At 71.8% G+C, this 20,758-nt stretch carries 19 protein-coding genes; 11 read left to right on the forward strand and 8 right to left on the reverse strand.

The window, feature by feature from the left end; genetic code table 11:
- Window positions 1-145 precede the first annotated feature (145 nt).
- From tyrS to ACFTZC_RS14885, 3 genes are all read right to left on the reverse strand, one after another.
- Window positions 146-1,414, reverse strand: coding sequence for a tyrosine--tRNA ligase (gene tyrS / locus ACFTZC_RS14875; RefSeq protein ID WP_382889534.1), 1,269 nt, complete (start codon window positions 1,412-1,414; stop codon window positions 146-148).
- Between the two features lie 75 nt (window positions 1,415-1,489).
- Complete coding sequence (locus ACFTZC_RS14880; protein WP_382889536.1) at window positions 1,490-2,902, reverse strand: metallopeptidase TldD-related protein; 1,413 nt, start codon at window positions 2,900-2,902, stop codon at window positions 1,490-1,492.
- 190 nt (window positions 2,903-3,092) lie between these two features.
- Window positions 3,093-4,616, reverse strand: a complete 1,524-nt coding sequence (locus ACFTZC_RS14885; RefSeq protein ID WP_382889538.1) for a TldD/PmbA family protein — start codon at window positions 4,614-4,616, stop codon at window positions 3,093-3,095.
- 338 nt (window positions 4,617-4,954) lie between these two features.
- Between ACFTZC_RS14885 and fabG the strand changes: the two genes are divergently transcribed.
- The 3 genes from fabG (at window position 4,955) to ACFTZC_RS14900 (ending at window position 6,979) form a co-directional block, all read left to right on the forward strand.
- The gene (gene fabG, locus ACFTZC_RS14890; protein WP_365818582.1) at window positions 4,955-5,674 is read left to right on the forward strand and encodes a 3-oxoacyl-[acyl-carrier-protein] reductase; all 720 of its coding nucleotides are present in this window, start codon (window positions 4,955-4,957) and stop codon (window positions 5,672-5,674) included.
- Between the two features lie 4 nt (window positions 5,675-5,678).
- On the forward strand, window positions 5,679-6,449 hold the full coding sequence (gene fabI, locus ACFTZC_RS14895) for an enoyl-ACP reductase FabI (protein ID WP_382889541.1): 771 nt from the start codon (window positions 5,679-5,681) through the stop codon (window positions 6,447-6,449).
- A gap of 161 nt (window positions 6,450-6,610) precedes the next feature.
- Window positions 6,611-6,979, forward strand: coding sequence for a hypothetical protein (locus ACFTZC_RS14900; RefSeq protein WP_382889544.1), 369 nt, complete (start codon window positions 6,611-6,613; stop codon window positions 6,977-6,979).
- Here the strand turns inward: ACFTZC_RS14900 and ACFTZC_RS14905 are convergent.
- Complete coding sequence (locus ACFTZC_RS14905) at window positions 6,960-7,640, reverse strand: FadR/GntR family transcriptional regulator (protein ID WP_382889546.1); 681 nt, start codon at window positions 7,638-7,640, stop codon at window positions 6,960-6,962. The two genes, ACFTZC_RS14900 and ACFTZC_RS14905, sit on opposite strands and share 20 nt — an antisense overlap.
- A gap of 111 nt (window positions 7,641-7,751) precedes the next feature.
- On the opposite strand from ACFTZC_RS14905, the gene ACFTZC_RS14910 reads away from it, so the two are divergent.
- The 4 genes from ACFTZC_RS14910 to ACFTZC_RS14925 all read left to right on the forward strand — a co-directional run bounded on the left by ACFTZC_RS14910 (window position 7,752) and on the right by ACFTZC_RS14925 (window position 10,251).
- Window positions 7,752-9,110 (forward strand): CynX/NimT family MFS transporter, encoded by a 1,359-nt coding sequence (locus ACFTZC_RS14910; RefSeq protein WP_382889548.1) that lies wholly within the window; start codon window positions 7,752-7,754, stop codon window positions 9,108-9,110.
- A gap of 4 nt (window positions 9,111-9,114) precedes the next feature.
- Complete coding sequence (locus ACFTZC_RS14915; protein ID WP_283958703.1) at window positions 9,115-9,231, forward strand: SGM_5486 family transporter-associated protein; 117 nt, start codon at window positions 9,115-9,117, stop codon at window positions 9,229-9,231.
- Window positions 9,232-9,429: 198 nt separating this feature from the next.
- Window positions 9,430-9,639, forward strand: coding sequence for a hypothetical protein (locus tag ACFTZC_RS14920; RefSeq protein ID WP_382889551.1), 210 nt, complete (start codon window positions 9,430-9,432; stop codon window positions 9,637-9,639).
- 93 nt (window positions 9,640-9,732) lie between these two features.
- Window positions 9,733-10,251, forward strand: coding sequence for a SixA phosphatase family protein (locus tag ACFTZC_RS14925; RefSeq protein WP_382889552.1), 519 nt, complete (start codon window positions 9,733-9,735; stop codon window positions 10,249-10,251).
- Window positions 10,252-10,468: 217 nt separating this feature from the next.
- On the opposite strand, the gene serB is transcribed toward ACFTZC_RS14925, so the two are convergent.
- Window positions 10,469-11,743, reverse strand: a complete 1,275-nt coding sequence (gene serB / locus ACFTZC_RS14930; protein WP_382889554.1) for a phosphoserine phosphatase SerB — start codon at window positions 11,741-11,743, stop codon at window positions 10,469-10,471.
- A gap of 489 nt (window positions 11,744-12,232) precedes the next feature.
- Between serB and ACFTZC_RS14935 the strand changes: the two genes are divergently transcribed.
- Window positions 12,233-14,863 (forward strand): FHA domain-containing protein, encoded by a 2,631-nt coding sequence (locus ACFTZC_RS14935; protein WP_382889556.1) that lies wholly within the window; start codon window positions 12,233-12,235, stop codon window positions 14,861-14,863.
- A gap of 223 nt (window positions 14,864-15,086) precedes the next feature.
- Here the strand turns inward: ACFTZC_RS14935 and ACFTZC_RS14940 are convergent, their stop codons facing one another.
- The 3 genes from ACFTZC_RS14940 to ACFTZC_RS14950 form a co-directional block, all read right to left on the reverse strand.
- A complete protein-coding gene (locus ACFTZC_RS14940) occupies window positions 15,087-15,848 on the reverse strand; it encodes a transglycosylase SLT domain-containing protein (protein WP_382889559.1) in 762 nt (253 codons plus the stop codon).
- Window positions 15,849-16,157: 309 nt separating this feature from the next.
- On the reverse strand, window positions 16,158-17,315 hold the full coding sequence (locus ACFTZC_RS14945) for an S-adenosylmethionine:tRNA ribosyltransferase-isomerase (RefSeq protein WP_382889584.1): 1,158 nt from the start codon (window positions 17,313-17,315) through the stop codon (window positions 16,158-16,160).
- A 110-nt stretch (window positions 17,316-17,425) separates the two neighbouring features.
- A complete protein-coding gene (locus ACFTZC_RS14950; protein WP_382889561.1) occupies window positions 17,426-18,124 on the reverse strand; it encodes an SDR family NAD(P)-dependent oxidoreductase in 699 nt (232 codons plus the stop codon).
- A 287-nt stretch (window positions 18,125-18,411) separates the two neighbouring features.
- On the opposite strand from ACFTZC_RS14950, the gene ACFTZC_RS14955 reads away from it, so the two are divergent.
- The 3 genes from ACFTZC_RS14955 (at window position 18,412) to ACFTZC_RS14965 (ending at window position 20,699) form a co-directional block, all read left to right on the forward strand.
- Entirely contained in the window at window positions 18,412-19,569 is a 1,158-nt protein-coding gene (locus tag ACFTZC_RS14955; RefSeq protein ID WP_382889563.1) for a GAF domain-containing sensor histidine kinase, read from the forward strand.
- Between the two features lie 61 nt (window positions 19,570-19,630).
- Complete coding sequence (locus tag ACFTZC_RS14960) at window positions 19,631-20,260, forward strand: response regulator (protein ID WP_382889586.1); 630 nt, start codon at window positions 19,631-19,633, stop codon at window positions 20,258-20,260.
- 190 nt (window positions 20,261-20,450) lie between these two features.
- A complete protein-coding gene (locus ACFTZC_RS14965; protein WP_382889565.1) occupies window positions 20,451-20,699 on the forward strand; it encodes a chaplin in 249 nt (82 codons plus the stop codon).
- Window positions 20,700-20,758 lie beyond the last annotated feature (59 nt).

Genomic DNA, 20,758 nt, shown 5'->3' on the forward strand with positions numbered 1-20,758 from the left:
GGACCCCCTCCCCTCCCGGGCGGGGAGTACGACAGCACCGCGGCCGGAGGGGGAAGGCGCTGGGCCCGCCCCCCCGGCCGCGGTGCTGTCGTCACCCGGCGTCGTCCTGACGCGCCGACTCGGCGTCGTGACGCGCCGGCTCGGCTCAGCCCGCCGTGACCTCGATCGCGGCCAGGTTCTTCTTCCCACGGCGGAGCACCAGCCACCGGCCGTGCAGCAGTTCCGTACGGTCCGGGACCGCCTCGCCGTCCGCGACCTTCACGTTGTTCACGTACGCGCCGCCCTCCTTGACGGTCCGCCGCGCCGCCGACTTGCTCGGCGCCAGACCCACCGCGGCGAGCAGATCCACCACCGACGCCAGCTCCGTGACCTCGGCGCGCGGCACCTCGGAGAGCGCCGCGCCCAGCGTCGCCTCGTCCAGCTCCGTCAGCTCGCCCTGGCCGAAGAGCGCCCGGGAGGCCGAGATGACCGCCGCGCACTGCTCCGCGCCGTGCACCAGCGTCGTCAGCTCCTCCGCCAGTGCCCGCTGCGCGGCGCGCGCCTGCGGACGCTCCGCCGTGGCCCGCTCCAGCTCCTCCAGCTCCTCACGGGACCGGAAGCTGAGGATGCGGCTGTACGCGGAGATGTCGCGGTCGTCCACGTTCAGCCAGAACTGGTAGAACGCGTACGGCGTCGTCATCTCCGGGTCGAGCCAGACCGCGCCGCCCTCCGTCTTGCCGAACTTGGTGCCGTCCGCCTTCGTCATCAGCGGCGTCGCCAGCGCGTGCACCTCGGCGCCCGGCTCCAGGCGGTGGATCAGATCCAGGCCGGCCGTGAGATTGCCCCACTGGTCGCTGCCGCCCTGCTGGAGGACACAGCCGTACCGGCGGTACAGCTCCAGGAAGTCCATGCTCTGGAGCAGCTGGTAGCTGAACTCGGTGTAGCTGATGCCCTCGTCGGACTCCAGCCGCCGCGCGATCGAGTCCTTGGTCAGCATCCTGTTGACGCGGAAGTGCTTCCCGATGTCCCGCAGGAACTCGATCGCGGACAGGCCCGCGGTCCAGTCCAGGTTGTTGACCATGGTCGCCGCGTTCGGGCCCTCGAAGGAGAGGAACGGCTCGATCTGCGACCGCAGCCGCTGCACCCAGCCCGCCACCGTCTCCGGGTCGTTCAGCGTGCGCTCGGCGGTCGGCCGCGGGTCACCGATCTGCCCGGTGGCCCCGCCCACCAGCGCCAGCGGCCGGTGCCCGGCCCGCTGGAGCCTGCGTACGGTCAGCACCTGCACCAGATGGCCCACGTGCAGGCTGGGCGCGGTGGGGTCGAAGCCGCAATAGAACGTGACGGGACCGTCCGCGAGCGCCTTGCGCAAGGCGTCCTCGTCGGTGGACTGGGCGAAGAGCCCGCGCCACTTCAGGTCGTCGACGATGTCCGTCACGGTCGTTTCTCTCCTCGGATGGTGCACACTCGGACAGCGCGGATGATGCCGCGCCGAATCACCAGTCTATGGGGGTCATACACCCTGGCTGACCGAGCTCATGTTGAAATCGGGGATGCGCAGGGCGGGCATCGCGGCCCGGGTGAACCAGTCGCCCCACTCGCGCGGCAGCGTCTTCTCCGTACGGCCGGCCTCCGCGGCCCGGGACAGCAGATCGACGGGCGACTCGTTGAACCGGAAGTTGTTCACCTCGCCGACGACCTCACCGTTCTCGACCAGATAGACACCGTCCCTGGTCAGCCCCGTGAGCAGCAGGGTCGCCGGATCGACCTCGCGGATGTACCAGAGGCAGGTCAGCAGCAGCCCGCGCGAGGTGTCCGCGACCATCTCGTCCAGCGAGCGCCCGCCCCCGCCGTCCAGGATCAGATTGCCGATGCCGGGCGCGACCGGGAGCCCGGTCAGGGCGGCGCTGTGCCGGGTGGTGATCAGACGGTCCAGGGTGCCGCCGCGTACCCACTCCGTGGGGGCGAGGGGCAGCCCGTTGTCGAAGACGGAGGCGTCGTCGCCGGAGGCGTGCGCGATCACGAACGGCGCGGACTCCAGACCGGGCTCGCCGGGGTCGCTGCGCAGCGTGAGCGGCAGCTCCGACAGCTTCTCCCCGACGCGGGTGCCGCCGCCGGGCCGGGAGAAGACCGTACGGCCCTCGGCCGCGTCCCGGGCCGCCGACGACCAGAGCTGGTAGATCAGCAGATCGGCCACGGCGGTCGGCGGTAGCAGCGTCTCGTACCGCCCGGCGGGCAGCTCCACCTTGCGCTCGGCCCAGGCGAGGCGCCGCGCCAGCTCGGCGTCGAGGGCGGCCGGGTCCACGTCCGTGAAGTCGCGGGTGGCCCGCCCGGCCCAGGCGGAGCGCGAGCGGTCGGGCGACTTCGCGTTCAGCTCCAGCGTGCCGCTCGGCTGGTCGTGGCGCAGCCGTACGCCCGTCGACGTACCGAGATACGTGGAGGTCAGCTCGTGGTTGGCGAAACCGTACAGCTCCCGGCCGCCGGCCCGGGCCCGGGCGAAGGACTCGCCGAGTGCCGGCGCGAACTCGGCGAAGACGGCGGAGGTCGTCTCGGCGGGCGCGTCCGTGAAGTCCCCCGACACCTGCCCCGCCCCCACCAGCGGCTGCGCGTCCTCGGCAGGCCCGGCCCCCCGCGCGGCGGCCTCGGCGGCCCGCACCAGCGGCTCCAGGTCGTCGGCGGTGACCGCGGAGCGTGACACGACCCCGGAGGCGGTGCCCCGCGCCCCGTCCACGGTCGCGATGACGGTGAGCGTACGGCCCCGGGTGACCCCGTTGGTCGTCAACGCGTTGCCCGCCCAGCGGAGGTTGGCGGAGGACTGCTCGTCGGCGATGACCACACAGCCGTCGGCGGTGGACAGGTCGAGGGCGCGCTCGACGATCTCGTGCGGCGCGCTGATACGGCTCGTGGGGGAAGTCGGGGAAGTCAACGGCCTGCCTCCTGCGTGGTGTTGAGACTGTGCTGTCCCGGGGGACACTCTGCTTGCAGGCGGCTCCGCCGCGGGCCGGACCCCCGGCCGATCGGGGTCGTTGTGGTCATCGGCCCGCCTCCTGCGTCGTGTTGAGACTGTGCTGTCCCGGGGGACGACCCCCGGACCCCCGGCCGGGTGATCGCCGCGGTCACCTCCCGGCCTCCTGCGTGGTGTTAAGGATGTTGACGCCGCGGAAGAGCGCCGACGGGCAGCCGTGGGAGACCGCCGCCACCTGGCCGGGCTGTGCCTTGCCGCAGTTGAAGGCGCCGCCCAGGACATAGGTCTGCGGTCCGCCGACCGCCTCCATCGAGCCCCAGAAGTCCGTGGTCGTCGCCTGGTAGGCGACATCGCGGAGCTGGCCCGCCAGCTTGCCGTTCTCGATCCGGAAGAACCGCTGCCCCGTGAACTGGAAGTTGTAGCGCTGCATGTCGATCGACCACGACCGGTCGCCGACCACATAGATCCCGCGCTCCACCCCGCCGATCAGATCCTCCGTGGCGAGCCCGCCCGGATCCGGCCGCAGCGAGACGTTCGCCATGCGCTGCACGGGCACATGCCCCGGCGAGTCCGCGTACGCGCAGCCGTTCGACCGGCCGAGGCCGGTGAGCTGCGCGATCCGGCGGTCGAGCTGGTAGCCGACGAGGGTGCCCTCCTTGACCAGGTCCCACGACTGCGCCTCGACGCCCTCGTCGTCGTACCCGATCGTGGCGAGCCCGTGCTCGGCGGTGCGGTCACCCGTCACATTCATCACCGGGGAGCCGTACGCCAACGTCCCGAGCTGGTCGAACGTGGCGAACGACGTCCCCGCGTACGCCGCCTCGTACCCCAGCGCCCGGTCCAGCTCGGTGGCGTGGCCGATCGACTCGTGGATCGTCAGCCACAGGTTGGACGGGTCGACGACCAGGTCGTACGTTCCGGCCTCGACGCTCGGCGCCCGCATCTTCTCCGCGAGCAGCTCCGGGATGCGCTCCAGCTCCGCGTCCCAGTCCCAGCCGGTCCCGGTCAGGTACTCCCAGCCCCGGCCGACGGGCGGCGCGATGGTGCGCATCGAGTCGAACTCGCCGCTCTTGCCGTCGACCGCGACCGCCGTGAGCTGCGGATGCAGCCGTACCCGCTGCTGGGTGGTGACGGTGCCCGCCGTGTCCGCGTAGAACTTGTTCTCGTGGACGGTGAGCAGCGAGGCATCCACATGCGCCACGCCCTCCGCCCGCAGCAGCCGCTCACTCCACTCGGTGAGCAGCCCGCTCTTCTCCTCGTCGGGGACGGTGAACGGATCGATCTCGTACGCCGACACCCAGGTCTTCTCGGCGTGCACCGGCTCCTCGGCCAGCTCCACCCGCTCGTCGGACCCCGCGGCGGCGATCACCTTCGCCGACAGCTTGGCCATCGCCACGGCCTGCCCGGCGACCCGCGCCGCCGCGTCCATCGTCAGATCCACCCCGGACGCGAAACCCCAGGCCCCGCCGTGCACCACCCGGACCGCGTACCCGAGATCGGTGGTGTCGGAGGACCCGGCGGGCTTCCCGTCCCGCAACCGCCAGGCCGCGCCGCGCACCCGCTCGAACCGGAAATCCGCGTGCTGCGCACCGAGCGCCCGCGCCCGCGCGAGCGCGGCGTCGGCGAGCGCCCGCAGCGGCAGCGCCAGGAACGACTGATCTACCTCGTGGGGCACGTGCTGCCTTCCCTTCTGATCACGCTCTGGTTGTCGCACCTTCCATGCGTCCGCAGTGAATCATGCGGGGCAGCCGGTCCGGAGGCCCATTACGGCTCCTCGGCCGAGCGCGGCGCCGTGTGTGGTAGACGCGGTACAGGCACTGCTCATGGATCTTGACCGGCTGTACGGCGGGGAGTGAGCCCGCGGCGGGTCCGTGCGGCGATCGGACCCGGCGCGTTTCTGTAGGGATCCGACAGGGAGTGCCCCGAGGCGCTGTCAGGGGCCGAGTCCCCGCGGAACGGGTGGGACCTATAGGTTTTCAGGGGTAGCAGACCCCCTGAGGAAAGGCTGATCCGTTGAGCCGCTCGGTTCTCGTCACCGGAGGAAACCGGGGCATCGGCCTCGCCATCGCCCGTGCCTTCGCCGACAACGGCGACAAGGTCGCCATCACCTACCGCTCCGGCGAGCCGCCGCAGGTTCTCACGGAGCTGGGCTGCCTGGCGGTCCGCTGCGACATCACCGACAGCGAGCAGGTGGAGCAGGCATACAAGGAGATCGAGGAGAAGCACGGTCCCGTGGAGGTGCTGGTGGCCAACGCCGGTATCACCAAGGACCAGTTGCTGATGCGGATGTCCGAGGAGGACTTCGCGTCCGTGCTCGACACCAACCTCACCGGAACCTTCCGCGTCGTCAAGCGCGCCAACCGCGCGATGCTGCGGGCCAAGAAGGGCCGGGTCGTGCTGATCTCGTCCGTGGTCGGGCTGCTCGGTTCGGCGGGGCAGGCGAACTACGCCGCGTCCAAGGCCGGTCTGGTCGGGTTCGCCCGTTCCCTCGCCCGTGAACTGGGTTCGCGGAACATCACCTTCAATGTCGTCGCGCCCGGCTTCGTCGACACCGACATGACACAGGTACTCACCGACGAGCAGCGCGCGGGCATCGTCTCGCAGGTGCCGCTCGGCCGTTACGCGCAGCCGGAGGAGATCGCCGCGACGGTGCGGTTCCTCGCCTCCGACGACGCCTCGTACATCACTGGAGCCGTCATTCCCGTTGACGGCGGATTGGGCATGGGTCACTGATCACATGAGTGGAATCCTCGCCGGCAAGCGCATTCTCGTGACGGGGGTCCTCACGGAGTCCTCCATCGCCTTCCAGGCCGCCAAGGTGGCGCAGGAGGAGGGCGCGGACGTCATCCTCACCGGCTTCGGCAGGCTCTCGCTCGTCGAGCGCATCGCCAAGCGGCTGCCCAAGCCCGCCCCGGTCATCGAGCTGGACGTCACCAACCAGGAGCACCTGGACGGGCTGGCCGACAAGATCCGTGAGCACCAGGGCGAGGGTGCCGGGCTCGACGGCATCGTGCACTCCATCGCCTTCGGCCCGCAGGGCGCCTTCAACTTCCTGGAGGGAAGCTGGGAGGACGTCTCCACGGCGGTGCACGTCTCGGCGTACTCCCTGAAGTCGCTGACGACGGCGTGCCTGCCGCTGATGGGGCGCGGCGGCTCGGTCGTCGGCCTCACCTTCGACGCGCAGGTCGCCTGGCCCAAGTACGACTGGATGGGCGTCGCCAAGGCGGCCCTGGAGTCCACCAACCGCTACCTCGCGCGTGACCTGGGCGCCCAGAACATCCGCTGCAACCTGATCTCGGCCGGCCCCCTCAAGTCGATGGCGGCCAAGTCGATCCCGGGCTTCGAGTCGCTCGCGGACGTCTGGAACCACCGGGCTCCGATCGGCTGGGACCTCTCGGACCCGGAGCCGGCCGGGCGCGGTGTCGTCGGCCTGCTGTCGGACTTCTTCCCGAAGACCACCGGCGAGATCGTCCACGTCGACGGCGGCGTGCACATGATGGGTGCCTGACCGGGGGCTGACACCTCTCGGCAGTGCTGGGGAGCCGCGTGTTCCGTCCCGGGGACGGCACGCGGCTCCCGCGCTTCTCCCCGGCTCCCCGAGTCGAAAAGTGCGCCGCTTCGCCGCACACTGGGCGCAACGCGCCGTGCGGTGGGGGAGGAGGTGCCCGTATGCGTCCCCGCCGTTCCCGCCTCGCCCGCCTCTCCCGTCACCGTCGCCGGGCGGCCGTTCTCTCAGCAGCCGTGCTGGTCGCCTCGGCGTTCACCGTGGCCGCCGGGCGCCCGGGCCAGGACCGCCCGGGCGCCGACCGGTTCCACGCCACCTGCCGTACGGAGATACGGGGCTCCCGCGCCCTCGCGTACTGCCACAACCCGTACCCCGAGACGGACCGGGTCCGGCTGCACGTGGACTGCGCGCGCTGGTGGGACATCGACACCGTCGGCGCGGCCGTTGACATCCCGGCCGCCGGATACGTCCGGCTCGCCGACCGGTGCTGGAAGGAGATCCGTTCCGTACGGGTCAGCCACGAACGCCCGTGACCACGCAGTGCTCGGTGTAGCTGGCCGCCTCGGCCGCCGCCGTCTCCGCGTCGCCGGCCCGGATCGCCGCCACCAGCCGCGCGTGGTCCATGTGGTTCTCGGGGCGCAGCTCCCGGCCCACGCCGTCGCGGAGCCAGTCGCGCAGGAGATGGCCCAGATCCGCGTAGAGCGCCGTCAGCACCTCGTTGTGCGAGGCCGCGACGACCGCGAGGTGCAGGGTCGCGTCGGCCGCCACGAACCGCTCCGCGTCCCCCGCGGACCACGCCTCCTCGCGCCGCGCGAGGAGCGTGTCGAGCTGCCGCAGATCGCGTTCGGTACGGCGCCGGGCGGCCAGCCGCGCGGCCGAGGACTCCAGCGTGGAGCGGAGCTCCGCGACGTGCAGGGGATCCGCGTCGGCGAACCGGCGGTGCATCACCCCGGCCAGCTCACTGGTCGCGACGACATACGTGCCCGAGCCCTGGCGGATGTCCAGCAGCCCGTTGTGGGCGAGGGCGCGGACCGCCTCGCGGACGGTGTTGCGCGCCACGCCGAGCTGCTCGACCAGCTCGGGCTCGGTGGGGATGCGTGAGCCCACCGGCCACGCGCCCGACGTGATCTGGTTCCGCAGCTCCGCGATCACCTGATCGGAGAGCGCGGAGCGCCGGGGAGAGGTCAGTGCCATGGTGCTCCTGGTCTCTAAGAGGGACAGCGTCCCGCAGGTGGGCAGTCTCCCGCAGGCGGGCGGTGACCCACGAGTGGACAGTTAATCATCCCATGATTCTATGATGGGCTCATGCCCGACGAGCCGCACACCTCCCTCCGTCCGAACGCCTCTCCCCGCCCGGGGACCCCCCTCCGTCCACAGACCCGGCGCATACCGGCGGCAGCCGCAGGCGGGGCCGTGAGCGCGCCGCCGCTCCCCGGCCGGCCCTCGAAATGGCGCACACGGCTTCTCGTGGCCGGGCTTGTCCTCGCCGCCCTCAACCTCCGCCCCACCATCACCAGCCTCGGCGCCCTCCTGGAAGAGGTGCGGGACGGGCTGCAGATGAGCGGCACCCTCGCGGGGGTCCTCACCTCCGTACCGCCGCTCTGCTTCGCCGCCTTCGGCTTCGCCGCGCCTCGGCTGGCGCGCCGCTTCGGCCCCGGCGCCGTGGTGCTCGCCGGGATGGTGGCGATCACCGCCGGAGCGGCGCTCCGGCCGTTCGCCGGCGGTACGGCAGGCTTCCTCGCCGCCAGCGCCTTCGCGCTCATGGGGATCGCCGTCAGCAACGTGCTGATGCCGGTGATCGTCAAGCGCCACTTCCCGGACCGGGTCGGCACCATGACCGGCCTGTACTCCATGGCGCTGGCGCTCGGCACCGCCACGGCGGCCGCGGTGACGGTCCCGATGACCGAGGCGCTGGGCGGCAGTTGGCGTACGGGACTGGGCGTCTGGGCGGTGCTCGCCGCCGCTGCCGTACTGCCGTGGACCGCCCTGGCGCGCGACCGTGCCCCGGGCGGGGCCGCGGCTCCGGCCGGGGCCGCCCCGGTGGCTCCGGGCGGTGGCGGTGACGGGTCCGGTCTCCGGCTCGGGCGCAGCCGTACGGCGTGGGCCCTGGCCTGCTTCTTCGGCCTTCAGGCCACCGGCGCGTACATCACCATGGGCTGGATGCCGCAGGTCTTCCGGGACGCCGGGGTCCCGGCGGGCACGGCGGGGCTGCTGCTCGCCGTGACCATGGCGATGGGCGTGCCGCTGGCCTTCGTGATCCCGCGGGTGGCGACCCGGATGAGCAGCCAGGGGCCGATCGTCGTCGCCCTGGGGCTCTGCGGGCTGACCGCCTTCGCCGGGCTGTATGTCGCGCCGGCCGGCGGAGCGTGGCTGTGGGCCGTGCTGCTGGGCATCTCGAACTGCGCCTTCCCGCTGGCCCTCACCATGATCGGCCTGCGGTCCAGGACGGGCGCCGGTGTCGCGCGCCTCTCGGCCTTCGCCCAGAGCACCGGCTACCTGATCTCCATCCCGGGCCCCGTACTGGTGGGCGTCCTGTACCAGCACTCCGGCGGCTGGGGGCTGCCGATCGCGCTGATGGCGGGGTTCCTCGTGCCGCAGATGGTGATGGGCGTCATCGCGGGGCGGGACCGGACGATCGAGGACGAGACGCGGATGCGAGACTGAGCGCATGCCAGTCCTTGACCCGAACCCCCAGAACGGGCAGCGGAAACTGCTGCTCGTCTTCGGCACGATCATCGGCATCATGGTGATCATCAGCATCATCGCGACCATCGCCAGCCCCTGACAGCCGCCCCGTCCGCCCTCGCTCCTTGCTCGTGGGCCGTGCGCGTGGGCCGGCCGGGGTGGGGTTGTCCCCCCATCCCCTAGGGGGCGTGGGTCAGGGTCAAGTGGGTGGGTCACCGGATGGGAGCAGGGCCCGCCGATCCGTAGCGTGGAGGCATCACGGATCACCGACCCGAATCACCGACTTCCGGAGGCGGCCATGCCGGCCCGTACCCACTCCCGGTCCCACTCGCCGCTTTCCTCCGGCAGCTTCGAAACCCGGCTGCCGTGGTGGTCGGTCGCCCTGCCCTCCATAGCCTTCGTGGTCCTGTTCCTGCTGGTGGCGGATCCCGGCCAGGCGCATGCCGTGCCCGCCGACCCCGCGGTCGGCCGAATCCTGGAACAGCTGCATCTGACGCTGGCCCGGTAGTACCGGTCAGCGGTGACGACGGCGTTCACCCGTGCCGGGTGAGCACGTCAACACCCTGCGCCCGCTGGCTCATTTCATGCGAAGCTGGGAAGCATGAGCGTCGAAACACCCCGCAGGATCGTCCTCCTCCGGCACGCGAAGGCCGACTGGCCGGACGTGGCCGACCACGAAAGGCCGCTCGCCGACCGGGGCCGTGCGGATGCGCCCATCGCCGGCCGCAGGCTGGCCGCGACGGGTATCGCCTTCGATCTGGCCCTCTGCTCGACCGCGGTCAGAACGCGAGAGACCTGGAAGCTCGCCGTGGCGGAGCTGCCGCAGCGCCCCAGGACCGTCTACGAGGACCGGCTGTACGACGCCGCCCTCGGTGAGTTGATCGCCGTGGTCAACGAAACCCCTGACGAGGTGCGCGACCTCCTCCTCGTCGGGCACAACCCCGGCACGCACGCCCTCGCCGACGCGCTCGCGGGCAGGACGGAGGGCGACGCGCTCACCCGGATGAACAGGAGCGCGTTCCCCACCGCGGCCTTCGCGGTCCTCACCTTCGACGGCACCTGGAAGTCGGTGGAGCACGGCGTGGCGACGCTCACCGAGTTCTGGACGCCGCGCGACTGACACGCAGCTGACGCGCGAGTGATTCCGGCCGTACGGCAGGGGCGGGTGTACGCGGGCCGGGCCGTACACCCGCCAGGTCCTACGCCCGATCAGGCCGTACGCGGGCCGGGCTGTACACGGCGAAGGGGAGGGCTCCCGGTGCGGAGGCCGGCGCGTACGCCGACTCCGCACCGGGGCCCTCCCCTTCACCTGTTTCCGGCCTCACGCGGCCGTCGGCTCAGCCGGTCCGGCCGTTCCGCGGACCCGGCTCGACCGGTACGACCGGTTCGTCGAGGCCGTCCTCGCAGTCCGCGATCTCGACCTCCTCGCGGGTGATGCCGAGCAGATAGAGCACGGTGTCCAGGAACGGTACGTTCACCGCCGTGTGCGCGGCCTCGCGGACCACCGGCTTGGCGTTGAAAGCCACGCCCAGCCCCGCCGCGTTCAGCATGTCGAGGTCGTTCGCGCCGTCCCCGATGGCGACCGTCTGCGCCAGCGGCACCCCGGCCTCGGCCGCGAACCTGCGCAGCAGCCGGGCCTTGCCCTCCCGGTCGACTATCTCGCCCACGACCCGTCCCGTGAGCTTCCCGTCCACGATCTCCAGAGTGTTGGCGGCGGCGAAATCCAGCCCGAGCTGTCCCTGGAGGGCATCGGTGACCTGGGTGAATCCGCCGGAGACCACCCCCACCTGGTAGCCGAGCCGCTTGAGGGTACGGACCAGGGTGCGGGCGCCGGGGGTGAGCCGTACCTCGGCCCGTACCTTCTCCACCACCGAAGCGTCGAGCCCGGCGAGCAGGGCGACCCGGGCGTGCAGGGACTCCTCGAAGTCCAGCTCGCCGAGCATGGCCCTGGCGGTCACCGCGGCGACCTCGGCCTCGCAGCCGGCGTGCGCCGCGAACAGCTCGATGACCTCGTCCTGGATCAGGGTCGAGTCCACATCCATCACCACCAGCCGCTGGGCCCGGCGGTGCAGCCCGGCCGAGACGACGGCGACATCCACCCCGATGCCGGCCGCCTCGGTGGCGAGGGCGGTCCGCAGCGGTTCGGTCTCCACCCCGGACACGGCGAACTCGACCGCCGTGACCGGGTACTTCGCGAGCCGGAAGATCCGGTCGATGTTGCCGCCGGTCGCGGTGATGCTGGCGGCTATGGCCGCCGTCGACTCGGCGGTCAGCGGGTTGCCGAGGACGGTGACATGCGAACGGCCGCTGCCGCGCGGGCGGTTGTCGCCCGTACCGGAGATGATCTCGGCCTGTAGTTTGAGGGATTGGGTCCAACTGTGCACGGTGGCCCGCAGCTCGCCCTCGCCGGCACCGCCCGCGGTCGGCGCGGTGACGAGTGCGCACAGGACGATACGGCCACGGGTGACGACCTGCTCGATGTCGATCACATCGACGGAGAAGGCGGCGAGGGTGTCGAAGAGCCCGGCGGTGATCCCCGGGCGGTCTTTTCCGAAGATCTTGACGAGGAGGGTCGGGACGTCGGAGTTCAGACGGGTCTGAGTTGCGCTCATGGTGGTTCCACCGTATCGGGCGGGGCGCGGAAACCGGCCAACCGTCCCGCGTACCGGACAGCGATCATCCGGCGAGGGCGGGGATGACCAGCGGATACGGTGTGTCCCTGGACCCCGGGTCACTCCCTGGCGCCTCCCGCGCACCCTCCGGTACGCGGGAAGTACCCGACGTACCGGATTACCTGACTCCGCTACGGCTCTCCGTCCGGTCACTGATTGGCGAGAAAGCGACGGTTTATATCGCCCCCAACCGGTCCGATGCCGTCCGGTGTGCTCCGGCACGGCCCCGGAACATCCCTCCCGGCGCCCCGGCCGGGGCCGTGGTTTGTCGGTCTTGTTGCTTTGCATGGGCCTTTGTTCTCCGCCGACAGCCCTCCCTTGTGGGGCTGTTACACGCTTGTGCCGGTATTGCACACGGCCCGACTTTCAAAGTCAGGAGCGAGCCTGAAATAGTTCCCACCGATGTTCGCCATCCCTAGACTCCCTGCGATGGGGGAACTCGGGGGACAACAAGTGGGGCATGGAGTGCCGGAACTCGTACTGGAATTGAACGGAAGGACCTGGACGCTCGATCCATCCAGGTCGTACACCCTCGGCCGCGATCCACAGGGCGACGTCGTCATCGACGACGCCAGGGTCTCGTGGCGTCACGCCACCATCAGCTGGGGAGGCCGTGGCTGGGTCATTGAGGACCACGGCAGCACCAACGGCACGTATCTGCAGGGGCAGCGCGTCCAGCGGACGGAGATCGGCGCCGGCGCCGCCGTCCACCTCGGCAACGCCAACGACGGACCGCGCGTGAGCCTCACCGGCGCGGCGGCGGCAGCGGGAGCGCCGGCGGGGGCCGGCGCCGGGGCCTACAGCGCCCAGGCCGCCGCCCAGGGCGCTCCGCCGCAGCAGGCGGGGGCCCAGCAGGCACCGCCCCAGCAGGGCTGGGCGGCCCAGCAGCAGGCGGCTCCGCCGCAGCAGAACTGGCAGCAGGCCCCGCCGCAGGGCTCCGTACCGCACCAGGCGCAGGCTCCCGCGCAGCAGGCGTACCAGCCCCAGCAGGCGCAGCGGCCGGACATGGGCGGTGCGGGCGGAGCCGCGGGGGCCCCGTCCACGTACGGGGACCGCAGCCCGACCACCTTCCACGAGTTCTCCCTCGGCCGGGTGATGCGCATCGGCCGTGCGCTGGAGAACGACCTGGTCGTCTCCGACCTCCAGGTCTCGCGCCACCACGCCGAGTTCACGGCGACCCCCGACGGCCGCTTCGAGATCCACGACCTCGGATCCCACAACGGCACGTACGTCAACGGTCAGCCGATCGCCAAGTCCGGCACCGTGCTCCTCGGCCCCAACGACATCGTCGGCGTCGGCCACTCCACCTTCCGGCTGGTCGGCGACCGGCTCGAAGAGTTCGTCGACACCGGTGAGGTCTCCTTCTCCGCCCGGCACCTCACGGTCACGGTCGACGGCGGCAAGCAGATCCTCAAGGACGTCTCCTTCGGCGTCCCCGAGAAGTCGCTCATCGCGGTCATCGGCCCCTCCGGCTCCGGCAAGTCCACGCTCCTCAAGGCGCTCACCGGCTACCGCCCCGCCGACCAGGGCGAGGTCCTCTACGACAACCGGAACCTGTACAAGCAGTTCGCCGAGCTGCGCCAGCGCATCGGTCTCGTTCCGCAGGACGACATCCTGCACAAGGAGCTGACCGTCAAGAAGGCGCTCAAGTACGCGGCCAAGCTCCGCTTCCCCGGCGACACCGCCGAGGCCGAGCGTGAGGCCCGGATCGGCGAGGTGCTGGGCGAGCTGAAGCTCGACATCCACAAGGACAAGAAGATCACCTCGCTCTCCGGTGGTCAGCGCAAGCGCGTGTCCGTGGCCCTCGAACTGCTCACCAAGCCGTCGCTGATCTTCCTGGACGAGCCGACCTCCGGCCTCGACCCGGGCATGGACCGCGACGTCATGCAGCTGCTGCGCGGCCTCGCCGACGACGGCCGTACGGTCCTGGTGGTCACCCACTCCGTGGCCGAGCTGGGCATCTGCGACAAGCTGCTCGTGATGGCCCCCGGCGGCTCCGTGGCGTACTTCGGCCCGCCGGAGGAGGCGCTCAACTTCTTCGGCTACAGCACCTGGGCCGATGTCTTCTCGGCCTTCGAGAACTACCGCGACTACGACTGGGCGGGCCGCTGGCGCGGCTCCCAGCACTACCAGATGTACGCCGCGGACCTCGACGCCGTCGCCCCGCAGTCCGTCCCCATGCCGCCGCACCAGCAGCTGCGCCCGCCGAAGGCCCAGAGCTGGGGCTCCCAGCTCTGGACGCTGATACGCCGCTACTCCTCGGTGATCGCCTCCGACAAGGGCTTCATGGGGCTGATGCTGATCCTGCCCGCCGTGCTCGGGGTGGTCAGCGTCGTGATCCCCGCCAAGTTCGGCCTCGGGCCGCCCGAGGCGCCGTCCCGGTTCAACAGCGCCGCGGGCACGATCATGCTGATCCTCACGGTCGGCATGTGCTTCTCCGGCGCGGCCAACTCCGTACGTGAACTGATCAAGGAGAGGGTGATCTACGAACGGGAACGGGCCACCGGCCTCTCCCGTTCCGCCTATCTGATGTCCAAGGTGATCACACTCGGTGTGATCACCGCCTTCCAGGGCGTCATCATCTGCGGTATCGGCTTCGCGCCCCGCGTGCTGCCCGAAGAGGGCCTGATCATGCCGCCCGCCGTCGAGATCTGCCTGGTCGTGATCGCCCTCGGCTTCACCTCGATGATGTTCGGCCTGGTCATCTCCTCGCTGGTGAAGACCGCCGAGAAGACGATGCCGCTGCTCGTCATGTTCGCGATCGTCCAGGTCGTCTTCACCGGCGTCCTCTTCCAGCTCTACGACTCGCCGGGCCTGGAGCAGCTCGCCTGGCTGATGCCGTCCCGCTGGGCCATCGCCGGAGCGGGCACGACCCTCGACCTCTCGCACCTGATGGCGCCGTGGGACATCAACGACCCGACGAACCTGGACCCGCTGTGGGAGCACGCCGCGAGCCAGTGGGCCCTGAACATCTCGGTCCTGCTGCTGATCGGGGTCGTCTGCGGCTTCGCCGTCGCGCGGCTGCTGCGCCGCCACGAGCCCGAGGTCATGCGCAAGTGACGACCGGCGCGCCCGGCCACGGCCGGGCGTGAGGCACCCGGGCGCGGCACGCCCGTGACGCGCCGGAACATGCCGGAGGGCGGCACCCCCGCAGTGGGGGTGCCGCCCTCAGCCGTTCACACGGCTGCCCGGATCATCCGGTGCCGGTGCGTGTCCGTACGCGTCCGCACGTGTCTGCGCCTGCCTGCACGTGTCTGTGCGCGTCCGTATGTGTCCGCGCCGGTCAGTACGCGCTGTTGACGTTGTCCATCGAGCCGTACTTGTCCGCGGCGTAGTTGCACGCGGCCACGATGTTCGAGACCGGGTTGTAGATGTTATTGGGCGTGCCCTTGACGTGGTACGTCTTGAAGGTCGGCGGGATCACCTGGAGCAGCCCCTTGGAGGGGATGCCGTTCTGGGCGTTGATGTCCCACAGGTTGATCGCGTTCGGGTTACCGCTCGACTCACGCATGATGTTGCGGTGGATCCCGTTGTACGAGCCCGGGATGCCGTGCTTCTTCATGATGGCCAGCGACTCGCGGATCCAGCCGTCCAGGTTGTTCGCGTAGACCGGCTTGCGCACGGTCGAGCGGCTGGCGGACGTGGTCTTCTCACGCTTCTCCGCCGCGGCCTTGGCCTTCGCCTTGGCGGCGGCCTTGGCCTTCGCCTCGGCCTTCGCCTTCGCGGCGGCCTTCGCCTTGGACTCGGAGTCGGACTTCGTGATGCCGACGGTGTGGACGTTGGCCTGACTGTCGAGCGAGTGCGTGTACTGCTTGGCGATGACCGCCTGCACGTTCGAAGCCTGCTTGCCGTCGGCCGAGGGCGTCCACGCCACCTGAGTGGCGGCGGAGGACTTGGCCTGGGCCGCGGGCTGGGCCGAGGCGGTGTGGGCCCCGGGGACCAGGGAGAGTGTCAGAGCCGCGGCTCCGGCGGCTGCGACACCGGCGATCGAAACCTTGTGGGTCTTGTTCAGGCGGCCGAAGCCAGGGGTGCGTGACGAGAACATAGAGACGTACCTCTTCGAATAGCGGGAGTCGCGGAGGCCGGACGGCCAGCCATCTCGGCGGCGACGTCGGCAATTGTTAGCGCCCGCAAAATGCCCTGGCAAAGGTGTGACGTACGACCCCGGATAGTGCAAAGGGGCGCCGGGAAGGCGCCCCAATGTCCGGTTTTGCCGTGCTCACGCGGCCCTTATCCGTCGACTAATCCCGCTCGTAAGTGACGTGGGTCCTATGCCGGGGCTCACATCGGGCCCCCCGCTCCATGACCGGTTGTTGCTCCAGCAATTCGAAGAGTGAGTGATTTCGGGGCGTTTTCAGGGCAGCAGGAGATGCACGTCCCCGAACTCGTGCCAGAGATAGCGGGAACGCAGCGCCGCCGCGTATCCCCGGGCCAGTGCCGCCCGCCCGGCGATCGCCTCCAGCATCAGCAGATGCGAGGCGGCGGGCTCGTGCAGCCCGGTCAGCAGCCCGTCCACGACCCGTACCCCGCGCCGGGGCGTCACCACCAGGTCCGTCCAGCCGGCGGCCGCCCGCACCACCCCGTCCTGGTCCGCTGCCGACTCCAGGGCGCGCACCGCCGTCGTACCGACCGCGACGACCCGGCCCCCGGCCGCCGCCGCGGCGTTCACCAGCCGCGCCGTCGACTCCGGCACCGCGAAGCGCTCCGGGTACGGCGGCTCGTGCGCCTCGGGCGAGGCCACCCCCGTGTGCAGGACCAGCGGCGCGAACTGCACGCCCCGGCTCACCAGCGCCGCCACCAGCCCCGCCGTGAAGGGCCGCCCCGCGCTCGGCATCTCCGCCGAGCCGCGGCCGTCGGGGGAGGGGAGCGCGAAGACCGTCTGATACGCGGAGAGCGGCTGGTCCCGCTCGGTGTACCCGTACCGGATGGGCCGGCCGCGGCGGCTCAGCAGCTCGGGCACCCCGGCGCCGAGAACCCGCGCCCACCAGAGCCGCACGCCCGCCGGGTCCAGCGGCTCCTCCACCACCAGCTCCGCCCCGCCCGGCAGCCGTACGACCAGACCGGCCGGGCCACCGGGCCGAGGCAGCGTCGCCCCGGTCCCCGTCCCGGCTCCTGCCCCCGTCCCGGCTCCTGCCCCCGTTCCGGCCCCGGTCCCGGCCGCGGCGCCTGCTTCTGCCGCGGCACCCGTCCCCGCCCGCGCCGCGGCGCCGCCCCGCCTCTGCGGCGTCCGTAGCTCGACCGCCCACCTGCCGTCGTCACCCACCGTCGAGAAGTGCACGACCACCCGCTCACCGCCCGGATCGGGACCGACCCGCCCGTCGACGGCCGCGGGCAGCGTCGCCGACGTGTTGACCACCAGGACGTCCCCGGCCCGCAGCAGCCCCGGCAGCTCCCGGAAGGCGTGGTGGCTCACCCGCGTCCCCCGGGACACCAGCAGCCGTACGTCGTCCCGCCCCGCCCCGCGCTGCTCCGCCGGAACCCGCGCCGAGAGCTCCTCGGGCACCTCCGGCATCTCCAGCGGCCCCGCCCCGGCCCCCGGCGCCGTGCCCGTTCCCGTCTCCGCCGTGCCCGTTCCCGTCTCACACATGGCCGTCTCCGTCGTGGCCGCCCCCGTTCCGCCGCTCATGCCGTCGCCTCCAGCAGCGCGGGCGCCGCGTACCTGCCGCTGGCCGGCCGCCGCTCCAGCAGCCGCAGGAAGCCGGGCACCACCGCCTCGGGCGCCGGGCGCGGGTCCGTGTCGTCCGGTACGGCCGCCGCGTACAGATCCGTCCCCATGTCCCCCGGGTCGACCGACCACACCCGCAGCCCGGGCTCCTCGACCGCCAGCACGGCCGCGAGATGGTCCAGCGCCGCCTTGGACGCCCCGTACCCGCCCCAGGTCTCGTACGCCTCGGCCGCCGCGTCCGAGCTGACCGCGATCACCGCGCCCGCCGCGCTCGCCCGCAGCAGCGGCAGCGCCTCCTGCACCAGCCCGAGCGCCGCCACCACATTCGTCTCCAGCGCGGCCCGCAGCCCCGTCAGCGGCAGCGCGTCCAGCCGTACCAGCGGCTCCGCGCCCAGCGCGCTCGCGTTGCTCACCACCAGGTCCAGCGAGCCGAGCCCCGCCGCCGCGGCCACCAGCTCCGCGCGGTGCGTGGCGTCCGTCACGTCCCCGGCGAGCGCCACCACCCGGGTCCCGTGCGCCCCGGCCGCCCGCGCCGTCTCCTCCAGTACGCGCGCGGTCCTGGCGTCCAGCACCAGATCCCAGCCGCGCCGCGCCAGCTCCTCGGCCAGCGCCCGCCCCAGCCCCTTCGATGCCCCCGTGATGACCGCTACCGGCATGACGTCCGCTCCTTCGCGTCGGCGTTCCCGGCCACCGGCCACCGGTTTCCCGCCGTCGTGTCCCGGCGGGACCGGCGGCCCTGGCAGCCCTGTGGCCCTGTCGCTCCTGGCCTTGTGACGCGTCCAACGTAGGAACGCTCCCGCCCCCGCCGCCTCGTGCGCGGGCCCTGACCCACGCGGGCAGTTCGCCCTAGGCCGGAGCGGCCGGGTCCTAGGCCCAAAGACCCCGGCCCCAGGCGGTCCCCGGTCCGATACGCGGCCTACCGGCCCGCCGGTACGGTGGCCACATGAGCCACCGACCCAGCTCCGGCCTCGCGGCCGTGAGCACCGCACTCCTCGCGATGAGCAGGCGTCTGGAGGTGCACGACGTCCTCAAGACGATCGTCGTCTCCGCCCGCGAACTGCTCGACGCCGAGTACGCGGCCCTCGGTGTGCCGGACGACCACGGCGGCTTCGCCCAGTTCGTCGTGGACGGCGTCAGCGACGAACAGTGGAAGGCCATCGGCCCGCTGCCGCGGCAGCACGGCATCCTCGCCGCGATGCTCCACGAGGAGAAGACCGAGCGCCTCGCCGACGTACGGAAGGACCCCCGCTTCGAGGGCTGGCCCTCCGCCCACCCCGACATGTCGGACTTCCTCGGCCTGCCGGTCAGGGACGGCGACGAGATCATCGCCGCGCTCTTCCTCGCCAACAAACGCTGCCCCCGACCCCCGTCCTCCCGCGGGGACGGCTGCGGCTTCACCGAGGAGGACGAGGAACTCCTCTCGATCCTCGCCCAGCACGCCGCGATCGCCCTGACCAACGCCCGGCTGTACGAGCGCAGCCGCGAACTCACCATCGTCGAGGAGCGCTCCCGGCTCGCGCACGAGCTGCACGACGCCGTCAGCCAGAAGCTCTTCTCCCTGCGGCTCACCGCCCAGGCCGCCGCCGCGCTGGTCGACCGCGACCCCGCCCGCGCCAAGGGCGAGCTCCAGCAGATCGCCGCCCTCGCCGCGGAGGCCGCCGACGAGCTGCGCGCCGCCGTGGTCGAGCTGCGCCCCGCGGCCCTGGACGAGGACGGCCTGGTCGCCACGCTCCGTACCCAGATCCAGGTGCTCGACCGCGCCCACTCGGCCAGGGTCACCTTCGACAGCTCCGCGGTACGGGCGCTGCCCGCGGCCCAGGAGGAGGCGCTGCTGCGGGTGGCCCAGGAGGCCCTGCACAACGCGCTGCGCCACTCCGGGGGCGACCGCGTCGACGTCACCCTCGCCCGCCGCGCCCAGGGCGCGGTCCTCAGCGTCACGGACAACGGCAAGGGTTTCGAGCCCCGCGCGGTCCGCAGGGCCGGACGCCACCTCGGACTGGTCTCGATGCGCGACCGGGCGAGCGGCGTCGGCGGCAGGCTCCGGGTGCGATCGGCGCCCGGACAGGGCACCACGATCGAGATGGAGGTGCCCGGTGGCTGAAGAGCACGAGGGCGGCGGGCAGCGCTTCGAAGGAGGGCCGGTACCGGATGCCGGGAGGGCGATCCGGGTACTGCTGGTCGACGATCACCAGGTGGTACGGCGCGGGCTGCGCACGTTCCTGGAGATCCAGCCCGACATCGAGGTCGTGGGGGAGGCGGCGGACGGGGCCGAGGGCGTCGCCCGCACCGAGGAGCTGCGGCCCGACGTCGTCCTCATGGACATCAAGATGCCCGGCGCCGACGGGATCGAGGCGCTGCGCCGGCTCCGCGACCTCGGCAACCCGGCCCGGGTGCTGATCGTCACCAGCTTCACCGAGCAGCGCACCGTCGTTCCCGCACTGCGCGCCGGGGCCTCCGGCTACGTCTACAAGGACATCGACCCCGAGGCGCTGGCCGGCGCCATCCGTTCCGTCCATGCCGGTCACGTACTGCTCCAGCCCGAGGTGGCGGGCGCGCTGCTGGCCCAGGACGACCCGGCGACGGGCCAGGGGAGGGGGACCTCGCTCACCGAACGGGAGCGCGAGGTGCTCACCCTGATCGCCGACGGGCGTTCCAACCGGGAGATCGCCCGCGCGCTGGTGCTCTCCGAGAAGACGGTCAAGACGCATGTCTCGAACATCCTGATGAAGCTCGACCTGTCGGACCGTACGCAGGCGGCGCTGTGGGCCGTACGCCATGGGGTGACCGGCTGAGGTGACCGGCTGATACGACGGCGCGCGGCGCATGACCCGGCACGAACCGGAGGGTCATCTTCCGATCCGAGATTCATACTGTCGGGTGTATGTCACCCACACGGCGCATCCTGGGCGCCGGTCGGGCGTTCTCCATGGCGTGCCGCCGCATACCGCCGCGGCTGTTGATCACGCGATTAAGGAACACCCCATGAAGGTTGCCAAGAAGGCCGCCCTGGTCCTCGTCACCGCCGGTCTCGCCGCGGGCGCCTCGGCCGGTGCCGCGTTCGCCACCGAGGGCGGCGCCCACGCCAACGGCGTGGCCCAGCACTCCCCGGGGGTCGGCTCCGGCAACGCCGTCCAGGTCCCGGTGCACGTCCCGGTGAACGTGACCGGTAACACGGCCACCGTGATCGGCCTGCTGAACCCGGCGTTCGGCAACCACTCGGTCAACCACTGACCCCAGTGGGCCACGGGCCGCCGCCCGGCGCGCCGCCGCGAGGCGCCGCACCGGGCGGC

Origin of the sequence: Streptomyces sp. NPDC056987 (genome assembly GCF_042673865.1) — a bacterium.
In the GTDB taxonomy this organism is placed as follows: Bacteria; Actinomycetota; Actinomycetes; order Streptomycetales; family Streptomycetaceae; genus Streptomyces.

Coding starts and splice junctions, on each gene's coding strand:
- ACFTZC_RS14925 (WP_382889552.1), top strand. CDS start 9,733: ATGAGCGTCGAAACACCCCGCAGGATCGTCCTCCTCCGGCACGCGAAG.
- ACFTZC_RS14915 (WP_283958703.1), top strand. CDS start 9,115: ATGCCAGTCCTTGACCCGAACCCCCAGAACGGGCAGCGGAAACTGCTG.
- fabI (WP_382889541.1), top strand. CDS start 5,679: ATGAGTGGAATCCTCGCCGGCAAGCGCATTCTCGTGACGGGGGTCCTC.
- ACFTZC_RS14940 (WP_382889559.1), bottom strand. CDS start 15,848: ATGTTCTCGTCACGCACCCCTGGCTTCGGCCGCCTGAACAAGACCCAC.
- ACFTZC_RS14950 (WP_382889561.1), bottom strand. CDS start 18,124: ATGCCGGTAGCGGTCATCACGGGGGCATCGAAGGGGCTGGGGCGGGCG.
- ACFTZC_RS14935 (WP_382889556.1), top strand. CDS start 12,233: ATGGGGGAACTCGGGGGACAACAAGTGGGGCATGGAGTGCCGGAACTC.
- ACFTZC_RS14955 (WP_382889563.1), top strand. CDS start 18,412: ATGAGCCACCGACCCAGCTCCGGCCTCGCGGCCGTGAGCACCGCACTC.
- ACFTZC_RS14945 (WP_382889584.1), bottom strand. CDS start 17,315: ATGCCGGAGGTGCCCGAGGAGCTCTCGGCGCGGGTTCCGGCGGAGCAG.
- ACFTZC_RS14910 (WP_382889548.1), top strand. CDS start 7,752: ATGCCCGACGAGCCGCACACCTCCCTCCGTCCGAACGCCTCTCCCCGC.
- serB (WP_382889554.1), bottom strand. CDS start 11,743: ATGAGCGCAACTCAGACCCGTCTGAACTCCGACGTCCCGACCCTCCTC.
- ACFTZC_RS14905 (WP_382889546.1), bottom strand. CDS start 7,640: ATGGCACTGACCTCTCCCCGGCGCTCCGCGCTCTCCGATCAGGTGATC.
- ACFTZC_RS14900 (WP_382889544.1), top strand. CDS start 6,611: ATGCGTCCCCGCCGTTCCCGCCTCGCCCGCCTCTCCCGTCACCGTCGC.
- ACFTZC_RS14920 (WP_382889551.1), top strand. CDS start 9,430: ATGCCGGCCCGTACCCACTCCCGGTCCCACTCGCCGCTTTCCTCCGGC.
- ACFTZC_RS14965 (WP_382889565.1), top strand. CDS start 20,451: ATGAAGGTTGCCAAGAAGGCCGCCCTGGTCCTCGTCACCGCCGGTCTC.